The organism is Jiangella mangrovi (assembly GCF_014204975.1).
Taxonomy (GTDB): domain Bacteria; phylum Actinomycetota; class Actinomycetes; order Jiangellales; family Jiangellaceae; genus Jiangella; species Jiangella mangrovi.
Window position 1 is genome coordinate 1,743,979 of the sequence record NZ_JACHMM010000001.1, and the last position, 26,677, is coordinate 1,770,655.

General features: G+C 72.6%; 29 protein-coding genes. 19 read left to right on the forward strand and 10 right to left on the reverse strand.

Annotated elements, in window-relative coordinates; genetic code table 11:
- Positions 1–11 precede the first annotated feature (11 nt).
- The 6 genes from HD601_RS08065 (at position 12) to HD601_RS08090 (ending at position 5,782) form a co-directional block, all read left to right on the forward strand.
- Positions 12–1,148 carry a hypothetical protein gene (locus HD601_RS08065; protein ID WP_184820855.1) on the forward strand — a complete coding sequence of 379 codons (1,137 nt, stop codon included), beginning with the start codon at positions 12–14 and terminating at the stop codon, positions 1,146–1,148.
- The gene (locus tag HD601_RS08070; protein ID WP_184820857.1) at positions 1,145–1,687 is read left to right on the forward strand and encodes a hypothetical protein; all 543 of its coding nucleotides are present in this window, start codon (positions 1,145–1,147) and stop codon (positions 1,685–1,687) included. The genes HD601_RS08065 and HD601_RS08070 overlap by 4 nt, the downstream gene beginning before the upstream one ends.
- Positions 1,688–1,903: 216 nt before the next feature.
- The gene (locus HD601_RS08075; RefSeq protein ID WP_184820859.1) at positions 1,904–2,776 is read left to right on the forward strand and encodes a WCX domain-containing protein; all 873 of its coding nucleotides are present in this window, start codon (positions 1,904–1,906) and stop codon (positions 2,774–2,776) included.
- Between the two features lie 3 nt (positions 2,777–2,779).
- The gene (locus HD601_RS08080) at positions 2,780–3,805 is read left to right on the forward strand and encodes a helix-turn-helix transcriptional regulator (protein WP_184820861.1); all 1,026 of its coding nucleotides are present in this window, start codon (positions 2,780–2,782) and stop codon (positions 3,803–3,805) included.
- 13 nt (positions 3,806–3,818) lie between these two features.
- On the forward strand, positions 3,819–4,241 hold the full coding sequence (locus HD601_RS08085) for an OsmC family protein (protein WP_184820863.1): 423 nt from the start codon (positions 3,819–3,821) through the stop codon (positions 4,239–4,241).
- 8 nt (positions 4,242–4,249) lie between these two features.
- On the forward strand, positions 4,250–5,782 hold the full coding sequence (locus tag HD601_RS08090; RefSeq protein WP_184820865.1) for an SWIM zinc finger family protein: 1,533 nt from the start codon (positions 4,250–4,252) through the stop codon (positions 5,780–5,782).
- Positions 5,783–5,792: 10 nt separating this feature from the next.
- Here HD601_RS08090 and HD601_RS08095 read toward each other — a convergent pair whose 3' ends face one another.
- Together HD601_RS08095 and HD601_RS35515 are read right to left on the reverse strand one after the other, a co-directional pair.
- A complete protein-coding gene (locus HD601_RS08095) occupies positions 5,793–6,074 on the reverse strand; it encodes a DUF2277 domain-containing protein (RefSeq protein ID WP_184820867.1) in 282 nt (93 codons plus the stop codon).
- A 40-nt stretch (positions 6,075–6,114) separates the two neighbouring features.
- A complete protein-coding gene (locus HD601_RS35515; protein ID WP_184820869.1) occupies positions 6,115–7,101 on the reverse strand; it encodes a DUF5937 family protein in 987 nt (328 codons plus the stop codon).
- 107 nt (positions 7,102–7,208) lie between these two features.
- On the opposite strand from HD601_RS35515, the gene HD601_RS08105 reads away from it, so the two are divergent.
- The gene (locus tag HD601_RS08105) at positions 7,209–7,712 is read left to right on the forward strand and encodes a YybH family protein (RefSeq protein WP_184820871.1); all 504 of its coding nucleotides are present in this window, start codon (positions 7,209–7,211) and stop codon (positions 7,710–7,712) included.
- 3 nt (positions 7,713–7,715) lie between these two features.
- On the opposite strand, the gene HD601_RS08110 is transcribed toward HD601_RS08105, so the two are convergent.
- Positions 7,716–8,900, reverse strand: coding sequence for a DNA glycosylase AlkZ-like family protein (locus HD601_RS08110; RefSeq protein ID WP_184820873.1), 1,185 nt, complete (start codon positions 8,898–8,900; stop codon positions 7,716–7,718).
- 155 nt (positions 8,901–9,055) lie between these two features.
- Here HD601_RS08110 and HD601_RS08115 point away from each other — a divergent pair, with 155 nt between their 5' ends.
- On the forward strand, positions 9,056–9,220 hold the full coding sequence (locus HD601_RS08115; RefSeq protein ID WP_184820875.1) for a hypothetical protein: 165 nt from the start codon (positions 9,056–9,058) through the stop codon (positions 9,218–9,220).
- 15 nt (positions 9,221–9,235) lie between these two features.
- Here HD601_RS08115 and HD601_RS08120 read toward each other — a convergent pair whose 3' ends face one another.
- From HD601_RS08120 to HD601_RS08135, 4 genes are read right to left on the reverse strand one after another with little or no spacing between them, the layout of a single operon-like run.
- A complete protein-coding gene (locus tag HD601_RS08120; RefSeq protein ID WP_221440694.1) occupies positions 9,236–10,009 on the reverse strand; it encodes a maleylpyruvate isomerase N-terminal domain-containing protein in 774 nt (257 codons plus the stop codon).
- A gap of 40 nt (positions 10,010–10,049) precedes the next feature.
- Positions 10,050–11,195, reverse strand: a complete 1,146-nt coding sequence (gene dgoD, locus HD601_RS08125) for a galactonate dehydratase (protein ID WP_184820877.1) — start codon at positions 11,193–11,195, stop codon at positions 10,050–10,052.
- Complete coding sequence (locus tag HD601_RS35520; RefSeq protein WP_184820879.1) at positions 11,192–11,902, reverse strand: FCD domain-containing protein; 711 nt, start codon at positions 11,900–11,902, stop codon at positions 11,192–11,194. Before HD601_RS35520 ends, dgoD begins: the two co-directional genes overlap by 4 nt.
- Positions 11,899–12,705 (reverse strand): SDR family oxidoreductase, encoded by an 807-nt coding sequence (locus HD601_RS08135; RefSeq protein ID WP_221440696.1) that lies wholly within the window; start codon positions 12,703–12,705, stop codon positions 11,899–11,901. The genes HD601_RS35520 and HD601_RS08135 overlap by 4 nt, the downstream gene beginning before the upstream one ends.
- A 94-nt stretch (positions 12,706–12,799) precedes the next feature.
- Between HD601_RS08135 and HD601_RS08140 the strand changes: the two genes are divergently transcribed.
- The 7 genes from HD601_RS08140 to HD601_RS08170 all read left to right on the forward strand — a co-directional run bounded on the left by HD601_RS08140 (position 12,800) and on the right by HD601_RS08170 (position 20,878).
- The gene (locus tag HD601_RS08140) at positions 12,800–13,840 is read left to right on the forward strand and encodes a LacI family DNA-binding transcriptional regulator (RefSeq protein ID WP_184820881.1); all 1,041 of its coding nucleotides are present in this window, start codon (positions 12,800–12,802) and stop codon (positions 13,838–13,840) included.
- A 96-nt stretch (positions 13,841–13,936) separates the two neighbouring features.
- Complete coding sequence (locus HD601_RS08145; RefSeq protein ID WP_184820882.1) at positions 13,937–15,256, forward strand: ABC transporter substrate-binding protein; 1,320 nt, start codon at positions 13,937–13,939, stop codon at positions 15,254–15,256.
- A 10-nt stretch (positions 15,257–15,266) separates the two neighbouring features.
- A complete protein-coding gene (locus HD601_RS08150; protein WP_184820883.1) occupies positions 15,267–16,172 on the forward strand; it encodes an ABC transporter permease subunit in 906 nt (301 codons plus the stop codon).
- Positions 16,173–16,177: 5 nt separating this feature from the next.
- Positions 16,178–17,047 (forward strand): ABC transporter permease subunit, encoded by an 870-nt coding sequence (locus tag HD601_RS08155; protein ID WP_221440697.1) that lies wholly within the window; start codon positions 16,178–16,180, stop codon positions 17,045–17,047.
- Positions 17,048–17,090: 43 nt separating this feature from the next.
- On the forward strand, positions 17,091–19,028 hold the full coding sequence (locus HD601_RS08160) for a glycoside hydrolase family 127 protein (RefSeq protein WP_184820884.1): 1,938 nt from the start codon (positions 17,091–17,093) through the stop codon (positions 19,026–19,028).
- Positions 19,025–19,441 (forward strand): cupin domain-containing protein, encoded by a 417-nt coding sequence (locus tag HD601_RS08165; protein WP_184820885.1) that lies wholly within the window; start codon positions 19,025–19,027, stop codon positions 19,439–19,441. The genes HD601_RS08160 and HD601_RS08165 overlap by 4 nt, the downstream gene beginning before the upstream one ends.
- 351 nt (positions 19,442–19,792) lie before the next feature.
- The gene (locus HD601_RS08170; protein ID WP_184820886.1) at positions 19,793–20,878 is read left to right on the forward strand and encodes an IS630 family transposase; all 1,086 of its coding nucleotides are present in this window, start codon (positions 19,793–19,795) and stop codon (positions 20,876–20,878) included.
- Here HD601_RS08170 and HD601_RS08175 read toward each other — a convergent pair.
- A complete protein-coding gene (locus HD601_RS08175) occupies positions 20,875–21,951 on the reverse strand; it encodes a helix-turn-helix transcriptional regulator (RefSeq protein WP_184820887.1) in 1,077 nt (358 codons plus the stop codon). The genes HD601_RS08170 and HD601_RS08175 overlap by 4 nt on opposite strands.
- Before the next feature lie 64 nt (positions 21,952–22,015).
- Here HD601_RS08175 and HD601_RS08180 point away from each other — a divergent pair, with 64 nt between their 5' ends.
- From HD601_RS08180 to HD601_RS08190, 3 genes are all read left to right on the forward strand, one after another.
- Positions 22,016–23,128, forward strand: coding sequence for an epoxide hydrolase family protein (locus tag HD601_RS08180; RefSeq protein ID WP_184820889.1), 1,113 nt, complete (start codon positions 22,016–22,018; stop codon positions 23,126–23,128).
- 52 nt (positions 23,129–23,180) lie between these two features.
- Positions 23,181–24,122: a phosphatase PAP2 family protein gene (locus HD601_RS08185; protein WP_184820891.1), complete on the forward strand. Its 942-nt coding sequence runs from the start codon at positions 23,181–23,183 to the stop codon at positions 24,120–24,122.
- A gap of 139 nt (positions 24,123–24,261) precedes the next feature.
- Positions 24,262–24,486, forward strand: coding sequence for a hypothetical protein (locus tag HD601_RS08190; RefSeq protein ID WP_184820893.1), 225 nt, complete (start codon positions 24,262–24,264; stop codon positions 24,484–24,486).
- A 111-nt stretch (positions 24,487–24,597) separates the two neighbouring features.
- Here HD601_RS08190 and HD601_RS08195 read toward each other — a convergent pair whose 3' ends face one another.
- Positions 24,598–25,467 carry an RNA polymerase sigma-70 factor gene (locus HD601_RS08195; RefSeq protein ID WP_184820895.1) on the reverse strand — a complete coding sequence of 290 codons (870 nt, stop codon included), beginning with the start codon at positions 25,465–25,467 and terminating at the stop codon, positions 24,598–24,600.
- The gene (locus tag HD601_RS08200; protein WP_184820897.1) at positions 25,464–26,015 is read right to left on the reverse strand and encodes a carboxymuconolactone decarboxylase family protein; all 552 of its coding nucleotides are present in this window, start codon (positions 26,013–26,015) and stop codon (positions 25,464–25,466) included. Before HD601_RS08200 ends, HD601_RS08195 begins: the two co-directional genes overlap by 4 nt.
- 61 nt (positions 26,016–26,076) lie before the next feature.
- Here HD601_RS08200 and HD601_RS08205 point away from each other — a divergent pair, with 61 nt between their 5' ends.
- On the forward strand, positions 26,077–26,598 hold the full coding sequence (locus HD601_RS08205; protein WP_221440699.1) for a DUF1990 domain-containing protein: 522 nt from the start codon (positions 26,077–26,079) through the stop codon (positions 26,596–26,598).
- Positions 26,599–26,677 lie beyond the last annotated feature (79 nt).

Genomic DNA, 26,677 nt, shown 5'->3' on the forward strand with positions numbered 1-26,677 from the left:
TCGTCGGACCCGTGGCGCTGCCGAGCTCGACCGACCGCGGTGAGCTGCGATCGGCCGTCGAAGGCCTGCTGCGCACCTGTGTGGAAGTGGAACGCGGCACGGCCGACATGGTGGCGCGGATCGAGCAGCGGGTGCGCCGGGTGACGGGCGAGCTCGCGGCGGTCCGGCTGCCGGCGCACGTCATCGACGTGGCCGCCCTCGCCCAGGAGGTCGACGGCGTCGGGCGCGGGCTGGGCGGCGATCTCGACGGCCTGCTGGCCGAGGCGCGGCAGCCGTACGTGACGCAGATCCACGCCCTGCTCGCGCTGCTGGCGCCGCTGCACGGCCTCGGGCCCGTCGCGCCGCTCACCCCCGTCGCCCCGGCCACGAGCCTCGACGGATTGTTCCCCGACGGGTTCGCCCGCGAGTACGTGGCCGACCTGCTCGCCGGCGTCCACCGCGGCGCCACCCTTACCCGCGACGACGCCACCGGCGTCGCGACGGTCCTCCAGCGCGACGCCGACGAGGCGATCGCCGCCTCCCGAGCTGGCTTCACCGACGACCATCGGTCAGGCGGCGTCGAGTTGCTCGCCGCCGACGAGTGCCACGCGGTCGAGCAGCACGGGCCGCAGATCCCCGACCAGGCCCAGCTGGCGCGGCTGCTCTGGCTCAAGGACCCCACCGGCGAGTGGCCGTGGCACGTCGACCCGTCGGGAGCTGTCGTCACAGAGCACTGGTCCGGCCCGGCGACCGGCGGCTTCACCTCCCCCGAGGCGATGGCGAAGCCGCTACAAGCACTGTTGGAGCACGCACGTACCGCCGCCGGCGGCCTGGACGCGTATCTCACCGACAACACGGACGACGAGACCAAGGTCGCGCTGCACATCTCAGCCGAGCAGGCCGATCTGAGAGCCGGCGACGCCTTCGGGTACCGGGCCGCCGGCGCCGGCACCAAGACGACGAGACGTGATTGGCTCGCCGCGCGAAAGTACGCCATGCGCCGGGGCCACGGGCAGGTCTATGGCGTGCCCGACGACCCGATCGCCAGCGGCGACGATCCGGGAGCGACGATCATCTTGACGAGAACGGGGAACGGGTGGCGGCTGACCACCTGCTATCCGGTGGACCGGCAGAGACCCTCGACCATACGCCTGGAGGACTTCGGATGATCCCCTGGAGCAGGAGGTTCCAACTGATCTTCGGCGGCGGATTCGCGCTGGCGGACGATGAGCCGGCCCTGTACATCGAGGCTGTCGAGGAGGCGCCCGTGCGTCTGGCCAACGACGCGTCCGGGAGCTACCACGCCTTCCGTGAGGAGTTCGCCGTCCATATCCGGGAGTCGTCCTTCCCTCCGGAGTCGGAGGCCGAGTCGCAGTGGATGACCGACGAGTGGCTGCGCGACGTCTGGTACGACGCCTTCGGACCCGAGCCCGCCCCCGGCGACCCCTTCCCCGTGCCTCAGGAGGACTGGGGTCACAGTCGGCTGACCGACTACATGCTGCACGCGATCAACCAGACGCTGGAGACCAGCGCCCCCGGCGCGGCGGAGTGGCTGGCGGCTCGGGGCCTGACGGTCGAGGACATCGGCGCGGCCGTCGACCGGTCCCCCACACAGTCGGTCGGGTTCCGGTCGGCGCCGGAGGGATGGCTGGACCATCTGCACGACCTGACGGCTCGCGGCCTGCGCGAAGCACAGCCGGGCGAGTGAATAGTTCATTAGGTGAAACCGTCACCACCTTGTGCCTATCGAAACCTCCGTGGCTAACCGGCATTTGGGGCAATACACCGGAGTAATTCGACCCAAAATGAGAAATGACGAACTACTCTGGCCTTTCACATGACACGGGCATAGCATGATCGTCCGATGTTGCTGTGGAGGGGCGCCATGGCTGGAGGACGGGACCAACTCGGTCCATTGGAACGGGTGACCCGAGTGCTGGTCGCGCTGGTCGCGGCCGAGCCCAAGGGGATCCCGACGCCGCGACTGCTGAAGATCGCGGCGTTCGGTGGGGGAGAAGAGCATCATGTACGACAGTTGAAGCGGCTGATCGAAGATCTCAACGCGGCCGGGTGGAACATCCGCAACACCGCGCCACCCGGGCAGACCGCGGTCTATCGCGCGTTCGCCGGCGACAATCGGCTCCGGCTGACATTGACTCCGGCTCAGCAGGCCGAACTGGCCCGCGCCGCGCTCATTGCCGGCGACGCCGAGTTCGCCGAGCGCGCCGGCATCGAGGGCACCCGCGCCGAGCCGATCCCGGAGCTGCGCACGGCGCAGAACGCGCAGCGCGACGATGCCCTCGACAAGGTGCTGTACGCGCTGGAGCGACGGTGCCGGCTGCGGTTCGTCTACAAGCAGCGGCTCCGCGTCGTGCATCCGCACTTCGTCTATCCGGGCACGTCGGGCTGGCACCTGGTCGGCCATGAGGACGGCAGCGAGAAGGACAAGCAGTTCGTCACCGATCGCATGTCCGCCGTCCGCGTCGACCTGCCGCGCACCGCGGACCCGCGGCACGAGCCGTACCGCGATGAGCTCGACCCGCTGACCTGGGGGGTCGACGAGCCGGTCGACGTCACCGTCGAGACGACCCCGGCGCACCGCAACCAGGTCGAGACGCTGCTGGGCACGCCGTCGTACCGCGAGGTCGACGACGACGTGGTCCGGCTGACGATCCGGGTGACGCACCGGTCGGCGTTCCGCAACCGCGTCTACGAACTCGGCCCGCGCGTCCGCGTGCTCGGGCCCGAGAGCATCCGCAGCGAGCTCCTCACGGAGCTGGAATCCCTCCTGGACTGACCCATGACGATGACCACGCCCGTGTTCGTCCGCCGTTTCGAGCGGGTCGCGCACGCGCTCCAGATCCTGACCATGCACCCCGACGGCGTCCCGTTGAGCCGGCTGGCGGCCGAGCTGGACGTCGACGAGCAGACGTTGCGCGACGAGATCGTGGCGTTCTACTGCGCTGACAGCGCCGCGTTCGATCCCGGCCCGCTGCGGCAGGTGCGCATCGAGTTCCTCGACCGCGACGGCGAGGTCGACGAGGCCGACCCCGCGGTGGCCGAGCTGGTGCGCGCGTCGACCGAGCGGCCCGCGGCCGAGATCGGCGTGGTGCACACGTCGCCGGCCGAGCTGGCCAACATCTATCGCGCCGGGCAGGCCTTGCTGTCGCTGGAGCCCGACAACGACGTGCTCGACGGCGCCCTGCGAGCGCTCGGCGGCACGATGCTGCGGGGCATCCGGCCGGTCGACGACCACTGGAAGGCCGAACTCGCCGGCCGGCTCGTCGAGGCGATCAAGCAGCGCCGCTGGGTGCGTATCGACTACACGCCCGTGTGGCGCGACGACAGCCGCGAGCACCGCATCGCGCCATACCGTCTGCTGCGGACCCGGCGCGGCTGGGAGGTCGACGCCGGTATGTCCGCCGACGGGCGGGTCGTGGGCAGCTTCCTGCTCACCGGCATCCGCGAGGCGACGGTGCTCGACGAGACCTTCGAGCGCCCGCCCGAGATCGACGACCGGCTGGCGGGCACCCGGTACGAGCAGCAGGTCGAGCTGGTGGTCCCGCAGGACGCCCGCTGGGTGGTGGACCGGTTCGCCGAGGGCTCGGAGCTCCTGGACGAGGACGCGGAGTCGGTGAAGCTGCGGGTGCGGCTGCTGCCGCCGGTCGAGCGCCGGCTCGGCATCCTGCTGCTGACCGCCGGACCGGAGGCGTTCGTCACCGACCCGCCGGCGCTGGCCGACGCCGGACGGCAGGTCGCGCGCGAGTTGTTCGAGCACCACTCGACCATCGCCGGGCCGCTGCCCGGGCCCGAGCGGGGCGCGTGACAGGCTTGGCCGCATGGCTGAGAACGCACGACGAACGGTGTCCCTGCGGCGGGTCGGCGAGCGCCGCTACGTCGCGACCAATGCCCGCGGCGGCGAGCTGTCCTTCGGGCAGGGCGACGGTGGCGACTTCACGCCCGTCGAACTGCTGCTCACCGCGATAGCCGGCTGCTCGGCCATCGACATCGACCTCATCACGTCGCGCCGGGCCGAGCCCGACGTGTTCGAGATGGAGACCACGGCGACCAAGATCCGCGACGAGCAGGGCAACCGGCTCGAGAACATCGAGGTGTCGATCCGGATCAGCTTCCCCGACGGCGACGAGGGCGACGCCGCGCGCGAGGTGCTGCCCGACGCCGTCAAGAAGTCGCACGATCGCCTGTGCACGGTGAGCCGGACCGTCGAGATCGGCACCCCGGTGGCACTGAACCTGGAGTGAGCGCGGACATGTCCTGGATCGGCGCCCTCGGCGAGCTGGCCGACGCGCGCACCGTCGAGCGCGGCCGGGCCTACGCCGTCGGCGGCCGGGTGGTCGACCTGATCGACGACGGCGCCAGGCTCACCGCCGTGGTGCGCGGCACGGACGACTACCGGGTCGAACTGGTCGCGGCGAAGCAGAGCTGGTTCTGCGACTGCCCGGTCGGCGTCACCGGAGCGTTCTGCAAGCACTGCGTCGCGGTCGCCCTGGCGGCGTCCGGCGGCTCGGGCAGCGCAGCGCCCGCCGGCCCGGTCGAGCTCGACCGGTTCGAGCCGCGCCCCGCCGTCGGTGACGACGTCGGCGAGCTCGCCGACGAGGTGAGGCGCGTGTTCACCCCGCGACGGCGCTTCTACGACTACGACCAGGCCAACGCCTACGCCGACGACGCCGAGGCGACCGTCCGGCTCCTCGAGGAGTGGTGCACCCGAGCGCCCTCGGCCGAGCTGCTGGTCGTCGTGCAGACCGCCATCGACCAAGCGATCCGCACCATCCTGCGCAGCGACGACTCGTCCGGCGGCCAGGGCATGCAGATCGGCCGGCTGCTCGATGCCCACGTGACCGCGGCCGTGCACGCGTCGCTCGACCGCAAGGCGTCGGCAGCGCTGGCCCGATGGCTGTTCCGCCTCATGTTCGCCGGCCCGCAGGACTTCGTCACCGTCGACATCGATCAGTATGCGGACGCCGTCGGGCCGGCCGGGATCGATCTCTACCGTCGCCTGGTCGACCGGGCCGACGAGCAGAGCCATGGGTCGGCGGTCCGCCATGCGCGCGGCCGGCTGGCGATCCTGAGCAGGGACCCGGCCGAGGTCATGGCGCACTTCGGCGCCGATCTGCGCCACGCCTTCCTGGTCGAAGACCTCGTGAGGGCGCTGGAGGAGGCCGGCCACGCCGACCTGGCCCTGGCGCAGGCCCGTGCGGGAGTCACCGCCGACCCGCTGTCGCCTGCCGTCGGACCACTGGTCGAGCGACTGGTCGCGGACGCGCGGCGGCGCGGTGCCGTGGACGAGGTCGCCCAGCTTCGTCGAGACGACTTCCACCACCGCCCGTCGACGACCACCTACGCGGCCTTCGAGCGCGCCGCGACCACCGCCGGCACGTGGGCGGCCGACCGCGAGAACGCGGACCCGGTGCTGCTCGCGGCCGATCCACGGGGCTGGGTGTCGACCCTGCTGCGCCAGGGCGACTCGGCCGCGGCGTGGGCCGCCGCCGAGACGATGCCCGAGCGCATCGACTTCGACCCCGACCTGTGGCGGCGGCTGTTCCGCGCGCGGGTGCGAATCGACCCGGCGTCGACGCTGCCGCACTACCGCCGTCTCGTCGAGAAGTGCGTGCTCGCCGGCGATCGCGGCAACTACCAGACGGCCGCACGGTTCCTGCGGAGCATGCGCGACGCCGCGGCCAAGGCGGACTCGCGGGAGTTCGACGCGTACGTCGCCGAACTGCGCGACCGCTACCGCCGACGCCCGGCGCTGCTCGACGAGCTGCGCCGGGGCGGAGTGTGACCGGCAGCCGTCAGCGCGGCGCGCCGGCCGCGATGCGCGCCTCGTAGCGCGCCCGCGCCTTGGCGGCCTCGACCTCGCGGTCGCGCGGCGGGGCGTTGGTGACGAGGGCGTCGAGCAGGTGCCGCGTGGTGTGCGCGATCTCCTCGACGGCGTGGTCGAACGCCTCGCGGTTGGCCTGCGACGGGGTACGGGTGCCGGCCAGCTTGCGCACGAACTGCAGCGCGGCGTCGTACACCTCGTCGTTGGTGGCCGGCGGGGCGAGATTGTTGAGCGGTCTGATGTTGCGGCACATGCCCCGAGCCTAGGCGCAGCCGCCGACAGCGTGCACGCGGTCAGTCGCCGACCAGCACGTCGCCACGGGTGCTGCGCTGGTAGCGGACCACGCGCCCGTCCCGGGTCCGGTGGACGAGCCCGGCGCGCAGCAGGACGCCCAGGTGGTGCGAGACGGTGGCCGGCGAGAGGCCGTGCCGCGTGCTGAGGTCGCCGGTCGACCGCGCCTCGGCGAGGTCGCAGAGCAGTGCGCCACGGGTGGTCCCGAGCAGCGCCGACACCGCCCGGCGATGACGGCGCCCCACGGCACCCGCCGGGGCCGCGGCGTCCGCGCCCAGGCCGTCGGCCGGATAGCAGAGGACGGCGTTGCCGGGTGCGCAGACCTGCACGCTCAGCGCCGGCCAGCGCAGGGCCGACGGTGCCAGCACGAGCTCGTCGTCGTGCAGGGCGAGCCGCTCGTGGTACGGCTTGCGCACCTCGAGCCGGCCGGCCGACCAGCGCAGATCCCGGTGCAGGCCAGCGAGCACGTCGCCGACGCCGTACTCGGCCAGCCGGTGCGAACGGACGCGGATGTCGGCGTCGAGCGTGCCCTGCAGCGCACCCCAGCCGTCGGCGAGCGTCGCGCGCCAGAACGCCCGCATGCCCTCGGCGACGCGGGAGGCGAACGTGCCGGTCAGGGCGGCCGCGCGCACCTCGCCCGGCAGCGCCCGCTCGGCCGCGCACCACTCCAGCTGCTGCGCGACGACGTCCGGTGGCGTGGCGGCGACGGCGTCGAGCTGGGCCGCGAGCAGATGCGCCCGGCGCCCGGCCGGGGGCTGCGGCGTGAGGAGGTCGGGGATGTAGCCGCGGCCCGCCTGCGGCAGCACCGCCGCGACCAGCGCCGTCCGCGGATCGCGCAGCGCCGTCCGCGCCGCCGGACCGGGGTCGCCGAAGACGGGGTGCCGTCGCCCCTGCGCCGCGAGCATCAGCCAGCCGACCAGCTCATAGGCCGGCGACGGCGTCAACCGCACCTTCGCGAGGCTGGCGCTGTCGACGTCCACCACGATCACGACTGCACGATAACCCCGGCCGTCCCGATTCGACCCAGGTCGAATCTCTTCGCCGACCGCGGCGGGCTGCTCTTGACTCGGGCGCACCGTCCCCGAGAGGAGCACCCATGAAGATCCGCGCCCGCATCGCGCTGCCGGCCATCGCCGTCCTCGCCGCCGCAGCACTGCCCGCCGCCTCGCACGCCGACGCCGGCGCCGAGGCGTCAAGCACGGGACTGCCGCACCGGCTGTGCGCCAAGGCGTTCGACCGCGCCGTCGACGCCTACGTGCAGACGACGTACGACCGCGACGCCGAGGGGTTCGCCGCGGTCCTGCACGAGGACGTCACCGCGATCTTCGCGACCGGCGACGTCCTGTACGGCAAGGACCAGACGATGGGCTTCATCGAGCGGTTCTTCGCCGTGCCGGACTGGACCCAGACCTTCGACGAACTGACCCGCGAGGTCCGCGGCTGCAGCACGGGCTTCGTGCTGTTCGACTCCGTCTACACGCCGTCGCCGGGCGCGCACCCGGAGCCGCTGGTCATCGGCGTGACGTTCGTCTTCGAGCGGGGCCGCTGGCTGGCACTGCACAACCAGGACAGCACCGGCCCGGCCACGAGGACGCCCTGACCGTCAGCCGGCGAGCTCGCGTTCCAGCGGGGTGCGGAAGCTGGGGATGACCGTGGCGCCGCCCAGCCGAGGCTCGAGCTCGCCGGCCGCCTGCTCGACGGCGGCCGCGGCCTCGGCGCCGGCGTCCTCGAGCAGCCGCCACCGGACGGTGCCCTGGCCCATGCCCCAGCCGCCGACCACCCGCCCGCCCCACCACACCGTCGGCCCGATGTTGCCGTTGCGGTCGAACAGGGCGTCGCGGTGCGGGCCGAGGTACCAGTCGCGCTGCTGCCAGCCCATGGGCGTGGGGTCGAGGGCGGGCAGCAGCGTGGCCACCGGAGCGACGTCGGCCTCGGGCTCGGTGTCGTCGGCCAGGACGACCCCCGCCGCGCCGTCGAGGTCGGCGTCGACGGTGTCGAGTGCGGCCAGGACCTGCCGCGTGACCCCGAGCGTCCACCCCGTCCACCACTGCAGGTCGGTGACCGTGGCCGGGCCGAACACCTGCAGCCAGCGCCGGGCCAGCGCCACGCGGGCCTCGGCCTCGGGGAGGTCGGGCAGGCCGTCGGGCCAGAGGCCGCGCACCGACGCCCACCGGTGCTGCCGCGACAGCCAGGTGCCCGCGGGGCGCCCGCGCACGATGCGGCCGTCGGCGCCCATGAGCGTGAGCACGCGGCTGGTGATGTTCTGCTTGACGTCCCACTTCTTCTCGGTGGTGGGCAGGATGGCGGTGCGCAGCCGGGGCTCGGCCTTGGCCAGCTCGGTGGCCAGTGCCTCGCCGCGTTCGTCGAGCGCCTTCTCGGTGCTGGTCTCGACGTCGGCCAGCCAGGCGGCGACGTCGCCCTCGAGCGGAGGGTCGGTGGGCAGCGTGCTCAGGTGCTGGACCAGTTGCTTGCGCAGCCGCTGGGCGATGGCCAGCCCGGCCGCGCTGTGCACGACCGGCACGAAGTCGGCCGGCGTCACGAACATGGTGCGGCGCATGGCGATGAGCTTGACCACCGACCGGTCCTCGTAGAGCGCGGCGGAGACGTCGTCGAGCGTGGCCGTGGGCACCCTGGCCAGCGCGGACAGGTACACCGACGCCTGGTCGGTGGCGTGCAGGACGACCATGCCTGCGACGGCTTGGGCGACCGTCGCCGCCTGGGCCTCGCGCGCCAACCGGTGGCGGCGCAGCAGTCGCAGGCGGCGCTGTTCGGGGCTGATGGTGAGCACGGATCCGATCCTGGCACGGGCGTCCGACAACGTCGGGATGTCCAGGATTCAGTGGACCACGAAACGGGAATGATCTCCGCGTTTCGGTTGACAGTGTTCGTAAAGTATGACCTTGGGACGAATCTTCTCAGTACGTGGACTTCTCGGGGGGCACCGTGAGTCAGCACAAGGCATCGGAAGAACGCCGCTACCGGACGGAGCTGGCGGTCGTCATCCTCATCGGCCTCGCCATCGCCGTCGGCGCAGTCGTCGCGATCATGAGTCTGGGCGGGTCCTCGGACGACCCGCCGCAGCAGTTCAACGGCCAGTCCGCCCTCTGATGCGCGGGCGCCGGGTCAGCTCCAGCGCACCCGCACCTGCGCCCGCCAGTCGCGCAGCACGTTCGCCCGCCCGGTGGCCGTGAGTTCGTCGCCGCGGTTCCACAGGCCCAGGTAGAGCTGCAGCGCGGTCCCGGACAGCTCCGCGTCCGCGGGCCCGCCCGCGCCGGCGCCCGCCGTCGTCGTCAGGGAGTCCGGCTCGACCCGCAGCGTCCACGCGTCACCGGTGTCGGTGGCCCGCACGGCGATCGTGTAGGGCTCGTCGGTGCTCAGCTTGCCGCGGCCGCGGGTGATGAAGCCGCTCAGCAGCTCGTCGACGCCGTCGGCCGCCAGCTCCGCCGCGATGTCCAGGTCGGCCGCGACCGGCACCCGGCCGAGCGCCGCCGCCAGCGCGTCCGCGCTGTGGATGGTGGTCTCGTGCGCCTGCCGGCGAGCCCAGAACCGGCGCGGCGGCGGCGCGTCCTTCAGGAAGACCATGGCTTCGGCGTCGTCGGGCGTGGCCGCGATGGTCGCCGTCAGCGCGTCGAGGCCGGCGGCGAACCAGGCGAGCAGGTCCGGCGCCGCCGCTGCCGCCGTCACCGAGGCCTGGGTGTCGTGGTCCTTCTCGCCGCGCAGGTGCGCCGCGGCCCAGCGGTGCACCATGCCCTGGTGGGTGACGAGCGCCCGCACGTCCCACCTGGGGCAGGTGGGCACCGGCGCGCCGAGCCCTGCCCGGCCCGCCGCGTCATGCAGCACCGCGCCGCTGTGCAGCAGCAGCGTCACATGGTCGTCGAGCCCCAGCCGGGTCGCCACGAGCGCATCGTAGACGCCGTCGCCGACACCCCCACCGCCCTCACCACTCGGCGAACGAGCCGTCGCGATGCCGCCAGACCGGGGCGCGCCAGCGGTGCCCGGCCTCGTCGGCGCGGCGGACGGCGGCCTCGTCGATCGCGATGCCGAGACCTGGGGCCATCGGCCGCTCCACGTATCCGTCGACGAAGCGGAAGACGGCGGGGTCGACGAGGTAGTCGAGCAGGTCGTTCCCGACGTTGTAGTGGATGCCGAGGCTCTGCTCCTGGATGAGGAAGTTCGGCGTCGCGAACGCCACCTGCAGGCTCGCGGCCAGCGCGATCGGGCCGAGCGGGCAGTGCGGCGCCAGACTCGCGCCGGCCACCTCGGCCTGCGCGGCGATGCGGCGGACCTCGGAGATGCCGCCCGCGTGCGAGATGTCCGGCTGAACGACGCTGACCCCGGCGGCCAGCGGCTCGACGAACTCGCGCCGGCCGAACAGCCGCTCGCCGGTCGCGATGGGCACCGAGCTGCACGCGACGACCGAGGCGAACTGCGCCCCGAGCTCCGGCAGGACCGGCTCCTCGACGAACAGCGGGTGCAACGGCGCCATCAGCGGCAGCAGCCGGCGCGCGTTGGCCGGCGAGACCCGGCCGTGGAAGTCGACGGCGACGTCGCGGTCCGGGCCGAGCGCCTCGCGGGCCGCGGCCAGCCGCTGCAGCACGTCCTCGGTCTCGGCGACGGTGCCGATGGGGCCGAGCGCCGCCGTCCCGTTCATCTTCACGGCGGTGAACCCCTCGGCGACCTTGGCCGCGATGCCGTCGGCGACCTCGGCCGGCTCGTCGCCGCCGACCCAGGTGTACATGCGGACGCGGTCGCGCACGGGGCCGCCGAGCAGCGCGTGCACCGGCGCGCCGTACACCTGGCCGGCGATGTCCCAGAGCGCCTGGTCGAGGCCCGCGACCGCGCTGGAGAGCACCGGCCCGCCACGGTAGAACGTCGACTTCGTCATGACCTGCCAGTGGTCCTCGATGCGCAGCGGGTCCTGGCCGACCAGGTAGTCGGCGAGCTCGTGGACGGCGGTGCGGACGGTGTCGGCGCGGCCCTCGATCACCGGCTCGCCCCACCCGACGACCCCCTCGCCGGTGGCGACGCGGCAGAACAGCCAGCGCGGCGCGACCAGGAACGTCTCGATCTCGGTGATCTTCATGGCGTCTCCTCTTCGGCGGTGATCGCGTGGACGTCGCGATCGGCCTGGGTCAGCAGGTCACGGACGGCCCGCTCGGCGCCGTCGGCGTCCCCGGCGGCGACGGCGTCGAGGACGGCACGATGGGCGGGGACGCTGTCCGCCCACGGGCCGCGGCCGTGAACCAGCAGGTCGCGGGCGCGCAGCCCGGTCGCGATGACCTGCTCCATCTGCCGCAGCAGCTCGTTGCCCGCGGCGGCGAGCAGCGCCCGGTGGAACACGAGGTCGGCCTCGACGACGGCGTCGACCGACGCCTCCGGATCGGCCATGATCGCCAGCGCGCCGGTCAACGTGGCGAGGTCGGTGTCGGTCCGGCGGGTGGCCGCGAGCCGCGCCCCGGCCGGCTCGACGATGCCGCGCACCTCGGCGAGGTCGGCCAGGAACGCGTCGTCGGCGCGGTGCTCCGCCTGCCAGCGCAGGACGTCGGCGTCGAGCAGCGACCACTTCTCGCGTGAGCGGACGACGGTGCCGCGCTTGGGCCGGGCGTCGACCAGGCCCTTGGCGGACAGGACGCGCAGGGCCTCGCGGACGACGGTGCGGCTCACGCCCAGCTCGCGCTCCAGCTGGGCGGGGTCGAGCGTGGCCCCGGGCGCGACGTCGCCGCGGACGATCAGCTCGCCGAGGTGCGCGACGACCGCCCCGTGGATGCCGCGAAACGGCGACCCGCTCACGCCGAGTCCGCCGTCACGCTCCACCCGCCGTCGACGACCAGACTCGCCCCGGTGACGTAGGACGCGTCATCGGAGCCCAGGAAGGCGACCACCGACGCGACCTCGTCGGGGCGGCCGAACCGCTCGAGCGTCGTCGCGCGGATGCTGCGCTCGCGGTCGGTGTCAGTGACCTCGTCCCAGGCGGGCGAGAGGATGGGGCCGGGGACGACGGTGTTCACCCGCAGCTCGGGTCCGTAGTCGGCGGCGAGCTGGCGGCCCAGCGAGAGCAGCGCGCCCTTGGTCGCCGCGTACGCCGGCCGCCCGGGCAGCCCTCGATGCGCGTGTACCGACGACGTCAGCACGATCGACCCTCGCGACGCGCGCAGCAACCCGGCCAGCGACCGCACCGCCAGGAACGTCGCCGTCAGGTTGACCGCCACCTGCCGGTCCCAGTCCGCGATCGCCAACTCGTCGGCCGGCGAGATGACCGCGATGGCGGCGTTCGAGTGCAGCAGATCCAAGCGGCCGTGCGAACCAGCCAGCCGCCCGGCCACACCCGCCCACCCGTCCGCGTCGGCGACGTCCAGCACCACGCTCGACGCACCGCCACCGAACCCGGACGCCGACGCGGCCTCGGCCGCCGACCCGGCAGCGGCACCCACCGCGTCCTCGTCGACGTCCGCCAGCACGACGTGCGCCCCCTCGGCCGCCAGACGGGCCGCCGTCGCCGCCCCGATGCCCGACGCGGCACCGGTGACCAGTGCCACCCTGCCGCGGTACCGCGGCGCCAGCACGACGCCGTCGCTCACCCGAACCTCGCTCACGCGGCGCAACTTACCATTCATCATTTTGTATGACTATATGCGTGACGCCCGTCACCGGTTGACGAACCGAATGTGATGGTTCACATTTGCTCCCATGACCGAGCGACCCGCAGACGGCAAGGCGAACCGCCCGCCGGACATCCATGCGGTCGCCCGGCATGCCGGGGTCTCGCACCAGACGGTGTCGCGCGTGCTCAACGAGAGCCCGCGGGTTCGCCCCGCCACCCGGGAACGGGTGCGCGAGGCGATGCGGGTGCTCGGCTACTCCCCCAACGTCGCCGCCCGCACGCTGATCACCAGAAGGTCCCGCACGCTCGGCCTGGTGGTGCTGAACGAGGAGCTGTACGGCCCGGCGTCGGCACTGCGCCACGTCGAGCAGGACTCACGCTCGGCCGGCTACGGGCTGCGCATCCTCAACCTCCCGCCGATGGCCCGCAGCACCCTGCGCGAGGCCGTTGAGTCGCTGCGACAGCAGCTGGTCGACGCCGTCATCGTGGTCGACCCGCACCCGGAGGACCAGCCGCTGCTCGGCCCGCTGCCGTCCGACCTGCCGCTGGTGACGGTGGGCGGGCTGCGCTCCACGGGCGTGCCGAGCGTCTCCTACGACTCCGGACCCGGCGTCAGCCAGGCGGTGAACTACCTGCTCAGCCTGGGTCACCGGACGGTACACCACATCGCCGGGCCGGCCGGCTGGGCCGAGGCCGACATCCGGCGCACCGTCTGGGAGCAGACGCTGCGCAAGGCCGGCCGCGAGGTCCCACCCCCCGTCGAGGGCGACTGGACGGCGCGGTCGGGGTACGCGGCGGGGCTGGCCCTGGCCGGTCGCGACGACGTCACCGCGGTGTTCAGCGCCAACGACCAGATGGCACTCGGGCTGTTCCACGCGCTGGCCGAGCGCGGCATCACCAGCCCCGAGGACGTCAGCGTCGTCGGCTTCGACGACGTCCCCGACGCCGCGTACTACCGGCCGGCGCTCACCACGCTGCGCCAGGACTTCGCCGAGCTGGGCCGGCACACCGTCCGGCTGGCGCTGCGCCAGATCGAGAGCGGCACGCGCGAGGGTGTCGAGAGCGTGACCCTCGCGCCGCCGAGCCTGATCCTGCGCGCCAGCACCGCCCCACCCCCGTCCAACTGAGGCCCGACGGGCGGGCCGAACCACCCCGGAACAACGCAATCCATCCCAGTACCGCATGCATCGCCAAAATGTTAAGGATCACATCAGGAGGAGATCATGGCTCAACGACGAGCCCGCCTCGCCGCGGCCATCGCGGCGACGGCACTGCTGCTGGCCGCCTGCGGCTCCGACGGCGACTCGGCCAGCACCGACGAGCAGACCGGCGGCAGCACGGACGACGGCGCCGCGCCCGAGAGCGGCGACACCGGCGCCACCCTCACCATGTGGGCCCGCTCGGTCACCGCACCGCAGACCGAGGCCCTGGTCGAGGCGTACAACGCCACCCATGAGAACCAGATCGAGCTGACCGTCGTCCCCTTCGACAGCTACCTGCAGAAGGTGACCGCGGCCGCCGGCGGCGGTGAGCTGCCCGACCTGCTGGCCGCCAACGTCGTCGAGGCGCCCAACTACGCGCAGCTCGGCCTCTGGCAGGACATCGGCGACCGCATCGACTCGCTCGACTACGCCGACGCGCTGGCGCCGTCGCACATCGACGCGGGCACGGTCGATGACCAGCGCTACGCCGTTCCGCACGTCGTCGACACCTCGGCGCTCTACGTCAACACGAAGATCCTCGAGGCCGCCGGCGTCGACCCGGCCGATCCCGCCCCGACGCTGCAGGCGCTCGCGGACAACATCGCCACCATCCAGGCGGCGAATCCGGACGTCCAGGGCCTCTACGTCGCCGGCAACTGCGGCGGCTGCCTGGTCTTCACCATCTGGCCGTCCATCTGGGCGTCCGGCGCCGAGGTCCTCAGCGAGGACGGCACCGAGTCGCTGCTGGACCAGCCGGAGGCGCTGGAGGTCTTCGAGGCCTACAACCAGATGGTCGCCGACGGCGCCATCCCGGAGGCCGCGCGCAACGAGGCCGGCCCGACCCAGAACGAGCCGTTCGCCACCGGCCAGGCCGCGTTCTCGCTGCTCGGCTCCAAGGCGCTGGCCACCATTCCCGAGAGCGACGCGCTCAGCATCGGCGTCGTCCCCATCCCGGGCGTCGACGGCGGCCGCTCGTCCTTCGTGGGCGGCGACGTGCTCGGCATCTCCTCGTCGTCGGAGCAGGCGGACGCCGCCTGGGACTTCGTCCAGTGGACGCTGAGCGAGGAGGCGCAGCTCGAGGTCATGGCCAAGGGCAAGAACCTCACCGTCCGCACCGACCTCGCGTCGAACCAGTACTCCGAGCAGGACCCGCGACTGGTGCTGCTCAACGAGCTGGTCGGCGAGGGCCGCACGCCGTACGCCGTGAACTTCTTCCAGACGTTCAACGACCCCAACGGGCCGGGGCTGCCGCTGATCCGGGCCGGGCTGTTCGGCGACGACCCGGGCTCGGAGGTGCCGGAGCTCAACGGCGCCGTGAACGACTCGCTGCAACGGAACTGATCGGAGCCACGTGAGCGCGATCGCCCTCACCCGGCGGCGCGGACGGCGGCACAGCATCCGCCGTCCGCGCACCGGATTCCTGCTCGTCCTGCCCGCCCTGCTGGTGGCGCTCGGCCTGTTCGTCGTGCCGCTGCTGCTGGCCGCGCGGATGTCGGTGTCGGACTGGCCGCTGCTGGGCGAGCCGTCCTTCACCGGCCTGGAGAACTACCGCGGCATCGCCGACAACGACCTCGTCGGCCAGGCGCTCGGGTTCACCGCCAAGTACGCCGCGGTGATCCTGGTCGTGCTGCTCGCGGTGGCGCTCGGGCTGGCGATGCTGGTCCGGCGTCCGCGGCGCGGCGTCGGCCTGCTGCGGACGGCGTTCTTCCTGCCGGCCGCGGTGGGCCTGACGTCGGCGGCGCTGCTCTTCTACGAGCTGTACTTCGCCGGGCTGTCGCCGGTGGACGACGCGCTCACGGGCCTCGGCTTCATCGACGAACCCATCGACTGGCTCGGCCAGCCGGGGACGGCGTTCCTCTCGGTCGTCATCATGATGACCTGGCGGTTCGCCGGGTTCTACATGCTGATCCTGCTGGCCGGGCTGCAGTCGATCCCCGACGACGTCTACGAGGCGGCCCGCCTCGACGGCGCGAACCGGTGGCAGACGCTGCGGCACGTGACGCTGCCGCTGCTGCGTCCGTCGCTGGCGCTGTGCACGATCCTCATCATCACCGGCGCGCTGCTGGCGTTCGAGCAGTTCTACGTGCTGACCAACGGCGGCCCGGACAACGCGACCGTCACGTTGGTGATCGTCATCGTGCGCGAGGCGTTCTCGTTCCTCGACCTGGGCTCGGCCGCCGCCATCTCGATGGTCGTGCTCGCCGGCCTGATCGTCCTCAACCTCGTCCAGCTACTCGCCCTGCGCCGGGAGAGGTGACCGCCGTGACCACCCTGACCTCCCCATCGACGACGGCGAACGGCTCGCCCGCCGCTGTGGCCCGGCCGAGGCGCCGGTGGGGCCGCACCACCGGTGTCGCCGGCGGCGTGCTGGCCGCACTGCTCGCACTGCTGTTCGCGTTCCCGCTGCTGCGCGCCGCGATTCTGTCGCTGACCGACGGTGGCAGCCTCACCACGGCCAACTACGGCAAGCTGGCCGACTTCGGCGCCGGGTTGCTGACGTACCTGTGGAACAGCGCCGTCGTCACCGTCATCACGGTGGCGGGGTCGCTGGCGCTGGCGATCCCGGCCGGCTACGGGTTCGCCCGCTACTCCTTCCGCGGCAAGAACCTGATCTTCGTGCTGATCCTGGCGATCCTCATGATCCCGCACCCGACGATCCTGATCCCGCTCTACGTGCTGCTCGGCGACCTCGGCCTGCAGAACACGCTGATCGGCGTCGCGCTGGTGATGATCATGTTCCAGCTGCCGTTCTCGGTGTTCATGATGCGCATCGCGTTCTCCGCGGTGCCGGAGGAGCTCGAGGAGGCGGCCATGCTGGACGGCTGCTCGGAGACGCGGGCCATGCTTCGGGTGTCGCTCGCGGCCGTCGTACCGAGCGTCGTCACCGTCGGGCTGTTCGCGTTCTTCGCCGCCTGGAACGAGTTCCTCACCCCGCTCATCCTGCTCAACGACGGCTCGCGGTTCACGCTGCCGATCGCGCTGGTCAGCCTGCGCTCGGGCGACTTCGGCGCCGTCGACCTCGGCGCGCTGCAGGCCGGCGTCATCGTGTCGGCGCTGCCCTGCGTCGTGCTGTTCCTGCTGCTGCAGCGGCACTACGTCCGCGGCCTGCTCGCGGGGGCGCTGCGTGGCTGAGCCGTCCGCCGTCCCCGACTCCCCTCACCTGCCAGGAGACTCCATGCCCGACCCGTCCCACCCGCAGCGCGGCCTGCCGGTCGCTCCGTCGCGCGGGCGGCTGACCCCGGTCCCGGCCGGCGACGTCGTCCTCGAGGACGGGTTCTGGAAGGCCCGGCAGGACCTCAACGCGAGCACCGTCCTGCCGCACGCGCTGGACTGGATCGACCGGCTGGGCTGGACGGACGCGTTCCGGCGGGCGGCGGCGGGCGAGGACGCGCGGCCGCGTCAGGGCAAGCTGTTCACCGACGCCGACGTGTACAAGACCGCCGAGGCGCTGGCCTGGGAGGCGAGCCGCACGCCGGAGGGTCCCGCGGGCGAGCGGCTGGCCGATCTGGGTGCGTTGATCCGCTCGGCCCAGGAGCCCGACGGCTACCTCAACACCTGGTTCGGGCACCGCCACGCCGCGGAGAAGTACACGAACCTCAGCCACGGCTTCGAGCTGTACTGCTACGGCCACCTCATCCAGGCCGGTGTGGCGCGGCTGCGGGGCGGGGTCGAGGACGACCTGACGGCGGCCGTGCTCGCCGCCGCCGACCACGCCGTCGCGACGTTCGGCGATACCGATGACACTCGGATCGACGGCCACCCCGAAGTCGAGGCCGCGCTGGTCGAGCTGGCCCGGGCCACCGGCCGCGAGCGCTACCTCGACCTCGCCGGGAAGTTCCTGGCCCGCCGCGGCCACGACACCCTCGAGCACCACGCCATCGGCCCCGAGTACTACCTCGACGACCGGCCGCTCCGCGACGTCGACGTCCTGCGCGGGCACGCCGTCCGGGCGCTCTACCTGACGGCGGGCGCCGTCGACCACGCCGTCGAGACCGGCGACGACGCGCTGGTCGACCACCTCGTCGGCCAGTGGGACCACACCATCGCCACGCGCACCTACCTGCACGGGGGCATGGGCTCGCGCCACCTCGGCGAGTCGTTCGGCAACGACTACGAACTGCCCACCGAGCGGGCCTACGCCGAGACCTGCGGCGCCATCGCCGGCGTCATGGCGGCCTGGCGGTTCACGCTGGCCACCGGCGAGCCGCGGTTCGCCGACTACGCCGAGCGCGCGCTGTTCAACATGGTCGCGACGGCGCTGCACCCCAGCGGGCAGCGGTTCCTGTACGTCAACCCGCTGCAGGTCCGGCACCCGCTGCCCGAGCCCGGCGACGACGAGGCGCCGTTCCGCAAGGACACGCCCCGCGCGCCCTGGTTCTGGGTGTCCTGCTGCCCGACGAACCTGGCCCGGCTGTTCGCGTCGTTCTCGGGGTACGTGGCGACGACCGACGCCGGCGGGCTGCAGCTGCACCAGCTGACGGCGTCGCGGATCGCGACCGACGTCGCCGGCCAGCGGGTCGTCCTGCGCGTGCACACGTCCTACCCGTGGGACGGCACCGTCGAGATCGAGGTGGTCGAGGCCGACGGACGCGACTGGGAGCTCGCGCTGCGGGTCCCGGCATGGGCGCGGTCGGCCCGGATCGAGGTGGCGGGCGACGTCCGCGCCGTCGTGCCGGGGATGGCGCGGGCGCGGCGCAACTGGCGGCCCGGCGACCGGCTGCGGCTGACGCTGGACGTCGAGCCCCGGCTGACGGTCCCGGACCCGCGGGTCGACGCGGTGCGCGGGACGGTCGCCGTCGAGCGCGGTCCGCTGGTCTACTGCGCCGAGGTGCCCGGCGGCGTCGCCGAGGCCCGGCACACGCTGCCGGACCCGCGGCCCAAGCTCACCGAGGTCCCCGCCGGCGTCGCCGGACTGGACCCGGGCGCCGTCGGCATCGCCACCACCGTCCGCACGACCGTCGAGACCACGGTGCCGGCCTGGCCGTACGGCCCGGAGGCGCCTCCGGCCTCGGCGGGCGACGAGGAGCTGACGCTGGTGCCGCTGTACCTGTGGGGGCTGCGCGGACCGTCGACCATGCGGGTGTTCCTGCCCGTGGAAGGGACTCAGGGATGAGCGAGGCGAGCGTGCGGCTGGTCCGCCGCGGCGAGCTGTCCGGCAACACCGCCCAGACGGCGGGCGGGCTAGTCCGCCTGTCCGCCGTCTCGACGTCGATGACCGGGTCGTCCGGCCTCTGGATGGGGATCGCCGAGCTGCCCGCCGGCCACGCGACCGAGGTGCACCACCACGGCGACTCCGAGACCGGCGTCCTGGTGCTCGACGGCGTCACACGCTGGTGGTTCGGCCCCGGCCTGACGGAGCACGTCGTGGCCGAGGCCGGCGACTTCGTCTACGTACCGGGCGGGGCGATCCACGTCGAGGAGAACCCGGCGCTGACCGAGATCGCGCGGATCGTGGTCGCGCGCACCAGCGGCGAGGCGATCGTCGTCAACCTGCCCGACCATCCGGCGAACGCCCGGTTCCGCTGACGGCGGCAGCGGCCGCGCGCTCGGCGAAGGCGCGCACGGCGGGTGGCCAGGCAACGGTGTGAGATCAGTGCACTGAGTGTGTGAAGAAAATGTCGTTGGAGCGACAGCATCGCCACACAGATCACGCAGTGATCTCCCACCCACGCTGTCCGTACGCGCACCCATCGGGCCTTGGCACGTTGCAGCGCTCTACACATGGGACGAATCAGGCGCATGGGCTCATGCCCCACGTGCCAAGGGGTCGCCGTCAACGTGCCAAGCACGAACCGCATCCAGCTAGCTCCTCTGATCCCGCCGGACGTACCTAGTGTCGTGAGTCAATAGTTCGTATTTAGTGGGTAGGCTTTGCGGGTGCCGAGTCCGGTTGCCCCTGTTGTGACGTTGACTGATGAGGAGCGGTCGCAGCTGTTGACGTGGTCGCGGCGGCCGACGAGCGCGAATGCGTTGGCGGTGCGGTCGCGGATCGTGCTGGCCGCTGGTGACGGGCTGGGGAACACCGCGATCGCGCAGAAGCTCGGGATCGCGGTGTCGAGTGCGCGTAAGTGGCGCTCGCGGTTCGTCGCCGACCGACTCGATGGCCTGCTTGATGAACCGCGCCCTGGCCGGCCCCGCACGGTTGGTGACGAGCAGGTCGAGGCGGTGATCACCCGGACGCTGGAGACGACGCCGAAGGATGCGACGCACTGGTCGACTCGGTCGCTGGCGGCCGAGCTGGGCCTGTCGCAGTCCGCGGTCTCGCGGATCTGGCGGGCCTTCGGCCTGCAGCCGCACCGGCAGGAGTCGTGGAAGCTGTCCAAGGACCCGCTGTTCGTCGACAAGGTCAAAGACGTCGTGGGTCTCTACCTCGACCCGCCCGAGCGGGCCGTGGTGCTGTGCGTGGACGAGAAGTCCCAGATCCAGGCCCTGGACCGCACGGCCCCGATCCTGCCCATGCTCCCGGGCACCCCGCAGCGCGCCACCCATGACTACAAGCGCTACGGCACGTCCAGCCTCTACGCCGCCCTCGACCTCGCCACCGGCCAGGTCATCGGCTCGCTGCACGCCCGCCACCGAGCGATCGAGTTCAAGAAGTTCCTGGCCAAGATCGACGCCGAGGTGCCCGCGGAACTCGACGTGCACGTCGTGCTCGACAACGCCTCGACCCACAAGACACCGGCCGTGAAGCGATGGCTGATCGAACACCCCCGCTTCACGCTCCACTTCACCCCGACCAGCTCCTCATGGCTCAACCTGGTCGAACGCTGGTTCGGCGAGCTGACCACGAAGAAACTCCAACGCGGCACCCACCGGTCAGTCCGCGAACTCAACACCGACATCCGCGCCTGGATCGACACCTGGAACGACAACCCCAGGCCCTACGTGTGGACCAAGACCGCCGACCAGATCCTCGAATCCATCGCCAGATACTGCACGCGAATTAACGACTCAGGACACTAGCCGACCGCGGCGGCCGCGCGGGCGGCGAGGGCGCGCACGGCGGCGACCAGTTCGTCCGGCCCATCGACGGTGAAGGGGTGGCCGAGCGTGACCAGGCGAGCGGCCAGCCAGTCCATCGAGTCGTCGCGGCGGGCGTGGAGCCGGCAGCGCGCCTCGTCGACGGCGACGACCTGACCGGGCGGATCGCCGAGCCGGCCGGCCACCGCGCTCACGGGCGCCTCGAACGTCACCACGACGTGCAGCTCGGGCGTGCCCCAGTCGGTCCGCCGCCCGGCGACGTAGGCCGCGGCGTCGGCGGCCGGCAGCGCCCGCTCCTCGCGCACCCGGACCCCCGTCGGCTGCACCCGGGTGATCCGGTCCACCCGGAACGTCCGCCAGCCGTCGCGGTCGCCGTCGTGCCGGGAGGCGGCGTGACCTGCGCGGCCACGGTTGTCGGTACCCGCCCGTAGGGTGGGAGGACCCTCCCGACCGGGCGGGGTCTGGCCAGGCGAACCGTCGACGTTCCAGGCGACGAGGTACCAGCGGCGGCCCGACGGGACCAGCGCGAGCGGCTCGACCAGCCGGCCGGACTCCGTCGCGTCGCCTGCGGTGTAGCGGAACCGCACCCGCTCGCGGGTCGCGGCGGCCGCCGCCAGCGCCGTCAGCACCTCCGGGTCGACCACCGGCCCGGCACCGTCCGGCCCGACCGGCAGGGTCGCCGCGCCGAGCGTCCGCACCCGGTGCCGCAGCCGCGACGGCAGCACCTGCTCGAGCTTGCCGAGCGCCCGCACGGACGCCTCCTCGATGCCCGCGACGGCGGACCCGGCGGCCGCCCGCAGGCCTACCGCGATGGCCACCGCCTCCTCGTCGTCGAGCAGCAGGGGCGGCAGCGCGGCGCCCGCCACGAGGCGATACCCGCCCGCCGCGCCCAGCGTCGCCTCGACCGGGTAGCCGAGGTCGCGCAGCCGGTCGACGTCGCGGCGGACGGTGCGCGGGGTGACGCCGAGGCGGTGCGCCAGCTCGCTGCCGGGCCATTCGCGCGGCGTCTGCAACAGAGACAGCAGCGCGAGCAGCCGGGCCGGTGTATGGCTCATGAAGGACAGAATGCCCGCAGAACTAGGACAAGTACAGACCTAGATGCGTCCTAGCGTCGGCGACATGACACCTTTCACCATCGACATCCCGCAGTCCGACCTCGACGACCTGCGCGAGCGGCTGACCCGCACGCGATGGACGCCGCAGCTGCCCGGCGACGGGTGGGACCGCGGTGTTCCCGCCGACTGGCTGCGCGACACCGCCGAGTACTGGCGAACCGGCTACGACTGGCGCGCCCGCGAGGCCCGGCTGAACGAGTTCCCGCAGTTCATCGAGGAGATCGACGGTCTCGGCCTGCACTACCTGCACGTCCGCTCGCCCGAGCCGGACGCGCTGCCGCTGATCCTCGCCCACGGCTGGCCGAACTCGTTCGTCGAGTTCGCGCGCACGATCCCTCTGCTCGCGCAGACCTTCCACGTGGTGGTGCCGTCGGTGCCCGGCTTCGGCTTCTCCGCGGCCCCGCGCACGACGGGGTTCGGCATCGGTGCGGTCGTGGCGATGTACGGGCGGCTGATGGAGCGGCTCGGCTACGACCGCTACGGCACGCAGGGCGGCGACCTCGGCGCGTACGTCGCGCCGGAGCTCGCCCGGCTGCACCCGGACCGTGTCGTCGGCGTGCACATCGACGGCGGCTTCGGCTTCCCGACCGAGGACGACGTACCCGGCATGACGGCGGACGAGCGGGCCGAGTGGGACCTGATGCAGCAGTGGATGTCCGGCGGCGTCGACCACCACGCGCTGCTCCGGGTCGCGCCGCAGACCTTCGGGCACGGCTGGCACGACTCGCCGGTGGCGCTGCTGGCCTGGCACGCACAGAAGTTCCAGGAGTTCTCGATGTCCGACCAGCCGCTGTTCGACGTCATCGACCGCGATCTGTTCCTCGACAACGTCAGCCTCTACTGGTTCACCAAGACCGCCGCGACGTCGTCGTGGCCGATGTACGAAGGGCTCGCCGGCGCCGCGGACCGACCGCGGTTCGAGTGGCCGAAGGGACAGAAGGCGGTGCCGTCGGGCGTCTACGCGGGCGGGTCGGCGCTGATGCGGCGGCTGGCCGAGCGGGACAACACGATCACGCACTGGCCCGAGGGCAATCCGGGCCGGCACCACTTCGTCGCCATGGAGGAGCCGGCCGCGCACGTCGCGGACATCCGGGCGTTCTACGCCGGGCTCCGGTGAGTCCGCAGCCGAGCCGGGCGGAATTCACAGTGTCACTGACTACCCTCGGAGCATGCGCCCCAACTCGCCCCGGCCCGGAGGTGTCGTCCTCGGCCTGCTCATGTTCGTGGCCGGCGCTCTCGGCACGTGGGCGAGCTGGCGGTGGTTCGTCGACACCGCCGTCGGGCAGCGCATCGACCAGGTGGCGTTCCGCGGGTCCGGCATCGGCCGGTCCACGCTCTGGTCCGGCGCGGAGCGGGTCCTCGACGTCGTCTCGGTCCCGTTCGTCGTCGTGGTGCTCGGCGCCGTCGCCCTGATCGCCCTGCTGCGCCAGCGCTGGCTGCTGGCGCTGCAGGTCATCGTCCTGGTCGGCGGTGCCAACCTGACGACCCAGGTGCTCAAGCACGCGGTCCTCGACCGGCCGCGGCTGGCCGAGGACACCGGGCCGCTGGGCAACTCGCTGCCCAGCGGGCACACGACGGTCGCGGCAAGCGTCGCGGCCGCACTGGTGCTGGTGGTGCCGCGACGGGCCCGGCCGGCGGTCGCCGTCGTCGGCGCCGGGTACACCGCCCTCACCGGCGTCTCGACCATGGTCGGCGGCTGGCACCGTCCGTCCGACGTCGTCGCCGCTGTCACGGTCGTGCTCGCGTGGGCCGGGCTGACGACCGTCCTCACCGCCATCAGCAGCCCCGAGAAGATGCCGGTGCCGTCCGTCGGCAGCACCCCGACGGCGGTCGTCACCGGCCTGTTCGCGGTCGCGGCGGGCGTGGCGGGTGCCATGGCCGCGTCGGCGCTGCTGCGCACCCGCGACGTCCTGAACACCGCCGGAGCGGTGACGGAACGGTCCGACCTGGCGACGGCGTACGTCGGTGCGGCGCTCGGGGTGGTGGCCGTCACGGCGCTCGCCTTCGCGGCGATCCTGGTCGCACACCAGGTCGCCAGCCGGCCGCTGTCCGCTCAGGGGAAATCGGCGGGCCGGACCACCACGGCCCGGGTTTCCGGTACGGTGTCCTAGCCGTTCGGTGCTGTCACAGCAGCGTGCCGGAGGACGGGGAACACCTGTTCAACGCTGCCCGCCGAAGTGATGGTCAAGAGTTGACATAGTCTTCCAAAGAGGGCTACACAACGGCGTCCCCGAGCGGCAGACTGGCGCAATGACCTCTCGCACACCGGCCGCGAGGCCTGTTTTTCCTTCGAGTCCGTTCCGCCCCATCGCCCCCGCCCCCCTCGAGAAGTTCTCCGTCGATGACCTGCTCACTCACGACCGCCACGGCTTGGGCCGCGTGGTCAGTGTTCCCGGCGAGCACGAGGTACACGTCGATTTCGGCACCGCGGTCCGTCGCATCGCACTGCCGAACCCCAAGGTGACCCGGCTCTGAGCCGTCACCTTTCTGAAAACACCGCAAAACATCACCGAAACGTCCTGGCATCCGGCCGCCCGGCATCGGGTGTGTCAATATCCGCCATGCCGGCCGGCCGGGGCGGGACGCTCATCGATCCGCCCGCCCCAGGCCACTGTGCCGGTCCGGGTTCTGGAACGACAACAGCCGGGTGACCCGGCCGTCCGCGGTCTCGACGATCGCCGCCACGGCCACCTGGTCGCCCAGCCAGCCGACGAACCCCAGCTGGCCGTTGAGCTCCACCGCCTCGAAGCGGAAGCCGGTCAGCTCGCCCCGGTCGCGGATGCCCAGGATGAACCGCGCCACGCGGTCGGCGCCCACCACCGGCCGCAGCGCCGCGCGCGCCTTGCCGCCGCCGTCGTTCGTCATGACGACGTCCGGCGCCAGCACCTCGAGCAGGGCCGTCAGGTCGCCCTCGAAGCAGGCCCGCAGGAACCGCTCGGTGACCTCGGCCCGCTGGCCCGGGTCGGTGTCGAACCGCGGCCGCCGCGCCTGCACGTGCTCGCGGGCCCGGTGCGCGACCTGCCGCACCGACGCCTCGCTGCGCTCCAGTGAGGTGGCGATCTCCGCGTACGGGAAGCCGAACACCTCGCGCAGCACGAACACCGCCCGCTCGATGGGCGTGAGCGTCTCGAGCACGACGAGCATCGCCATCGAGACGTCCTCGGCCACCTCGACCGGGCGGGCGGCGTCAGGCCCGGTCAGCAGGGGCTCCGGCAGCCACGGCCCGACGTAGGTCTCGCGGCGGGTGCGCAGGGTCCGCAGCCGGTTCAGCGCCAGCCGCGTCGCGATGCGCACGAGATACGCCTTGGGCTCGAGCACGTCGTCGCGGTCGTCGGCGGACCAGCGCAGCCAGGTGTCCTGCACGACGTCCTCGGCGTCGGCGACGCTGCCCAGCAGCTCGTAGGCGACGGTGAACAGCAGGCCGCGGTGACGCTGGAAGGGATCGACCACCGTCATGGCGCCGGCACCTCGCAGCGGTCCTTGAAGCCCTGGCCGGTCAGCCCCAGCGCGGCATTGGTGCGGTTGCGCAGGTTCTCGAGCGCGACCGTCGCCGTCAGCTCGACCAGCTCGGCCTCGCTGAGGTCCGTCCTCAACTGCGCCACCATCGCGTCGGTCACCTCCGGTGGCGTGGCCGTCATGGCCTCGGCGTAGACCATCACCCGGCGTTCCAGCGCAGTGTAGAGATCGCTGTCGCGCCAGCGGGTCACCTCGCGCAGCTTGGCCGGGTCGACACCGGCGTGGTGGTTCTCCCAGTAGCCGAAGTCCATGCACCACGCACAGCCGGTCCGCGCCGACGTCGCCAGGATCGCCAGCGCCCTGAGGTCGCGGTCGAGGACCCGCCACTTCTCGGCGCCGGCCTCGAGCAGGCTCAGGGTCCGCATGACCCGCGGCTGGTGCGCCGCGGCCGTGATCGGGTCGAGCATGACGCCGTAGCGCCGGCGCAGGAACAGCCGGACCAGGCGATAGCCGAGCGTGGGCTTCGGATCGAGGGAGATGCGTGCCATACCCCTGAGACACGCGCCGGTGCCCGGTTGTGACATCGGGCTGTGGCAGAGTCTGGCGCTGATGTCCTTCACCTATCCCGAGGTCGGCGCCACCCGCGACGGCGGGCCGCTGCCGGCCGGCTACCACCACGGCCGCGTCCGCGAGCGCATCGGCCACGGCCGGGCCGCCTTCGAGGCCGCCGTCGAGGGCGTCGTCACCTTCGAGGTGCACCGCGCGTTCGGCCTGCGGGTCGAGTCGTCCCAGCCGCGCGCCGCAGCCGGGGTGCGGGTCACCAGCACGCTGGCGCTCGGCCCGCTCCGACTGCTGCACGCGCCGTGCGAGGTGGTCTGGGCACTGGACGAGCCGGCCCGCGGCGGCTACGCCTATGGGACGCTGCCGGGCCATCCGGCCTCCGGCGAGGAGGCCTTCCTCGCCGAACTGGACGACCACGACGACGTCTGGTTCACGGTGACGGCGTTCAGCCGGGCCTCCGCCTGGTACGCCAGGCTCGGCGGGCCGCTCACCCGCGCCGCCCAGGACCGTGCCCTGCACCGCTACGTGACGGTGGCACGCCGCATCGCCGCCCGCGCGTCACAGGCCTGACCAGCGTCTTCCGAACGGGCAACCGTTGCCCGGTTAGCCCGGAAGTTAGCCCTACCCGCTTCGGCCCGTCGCGGCACCC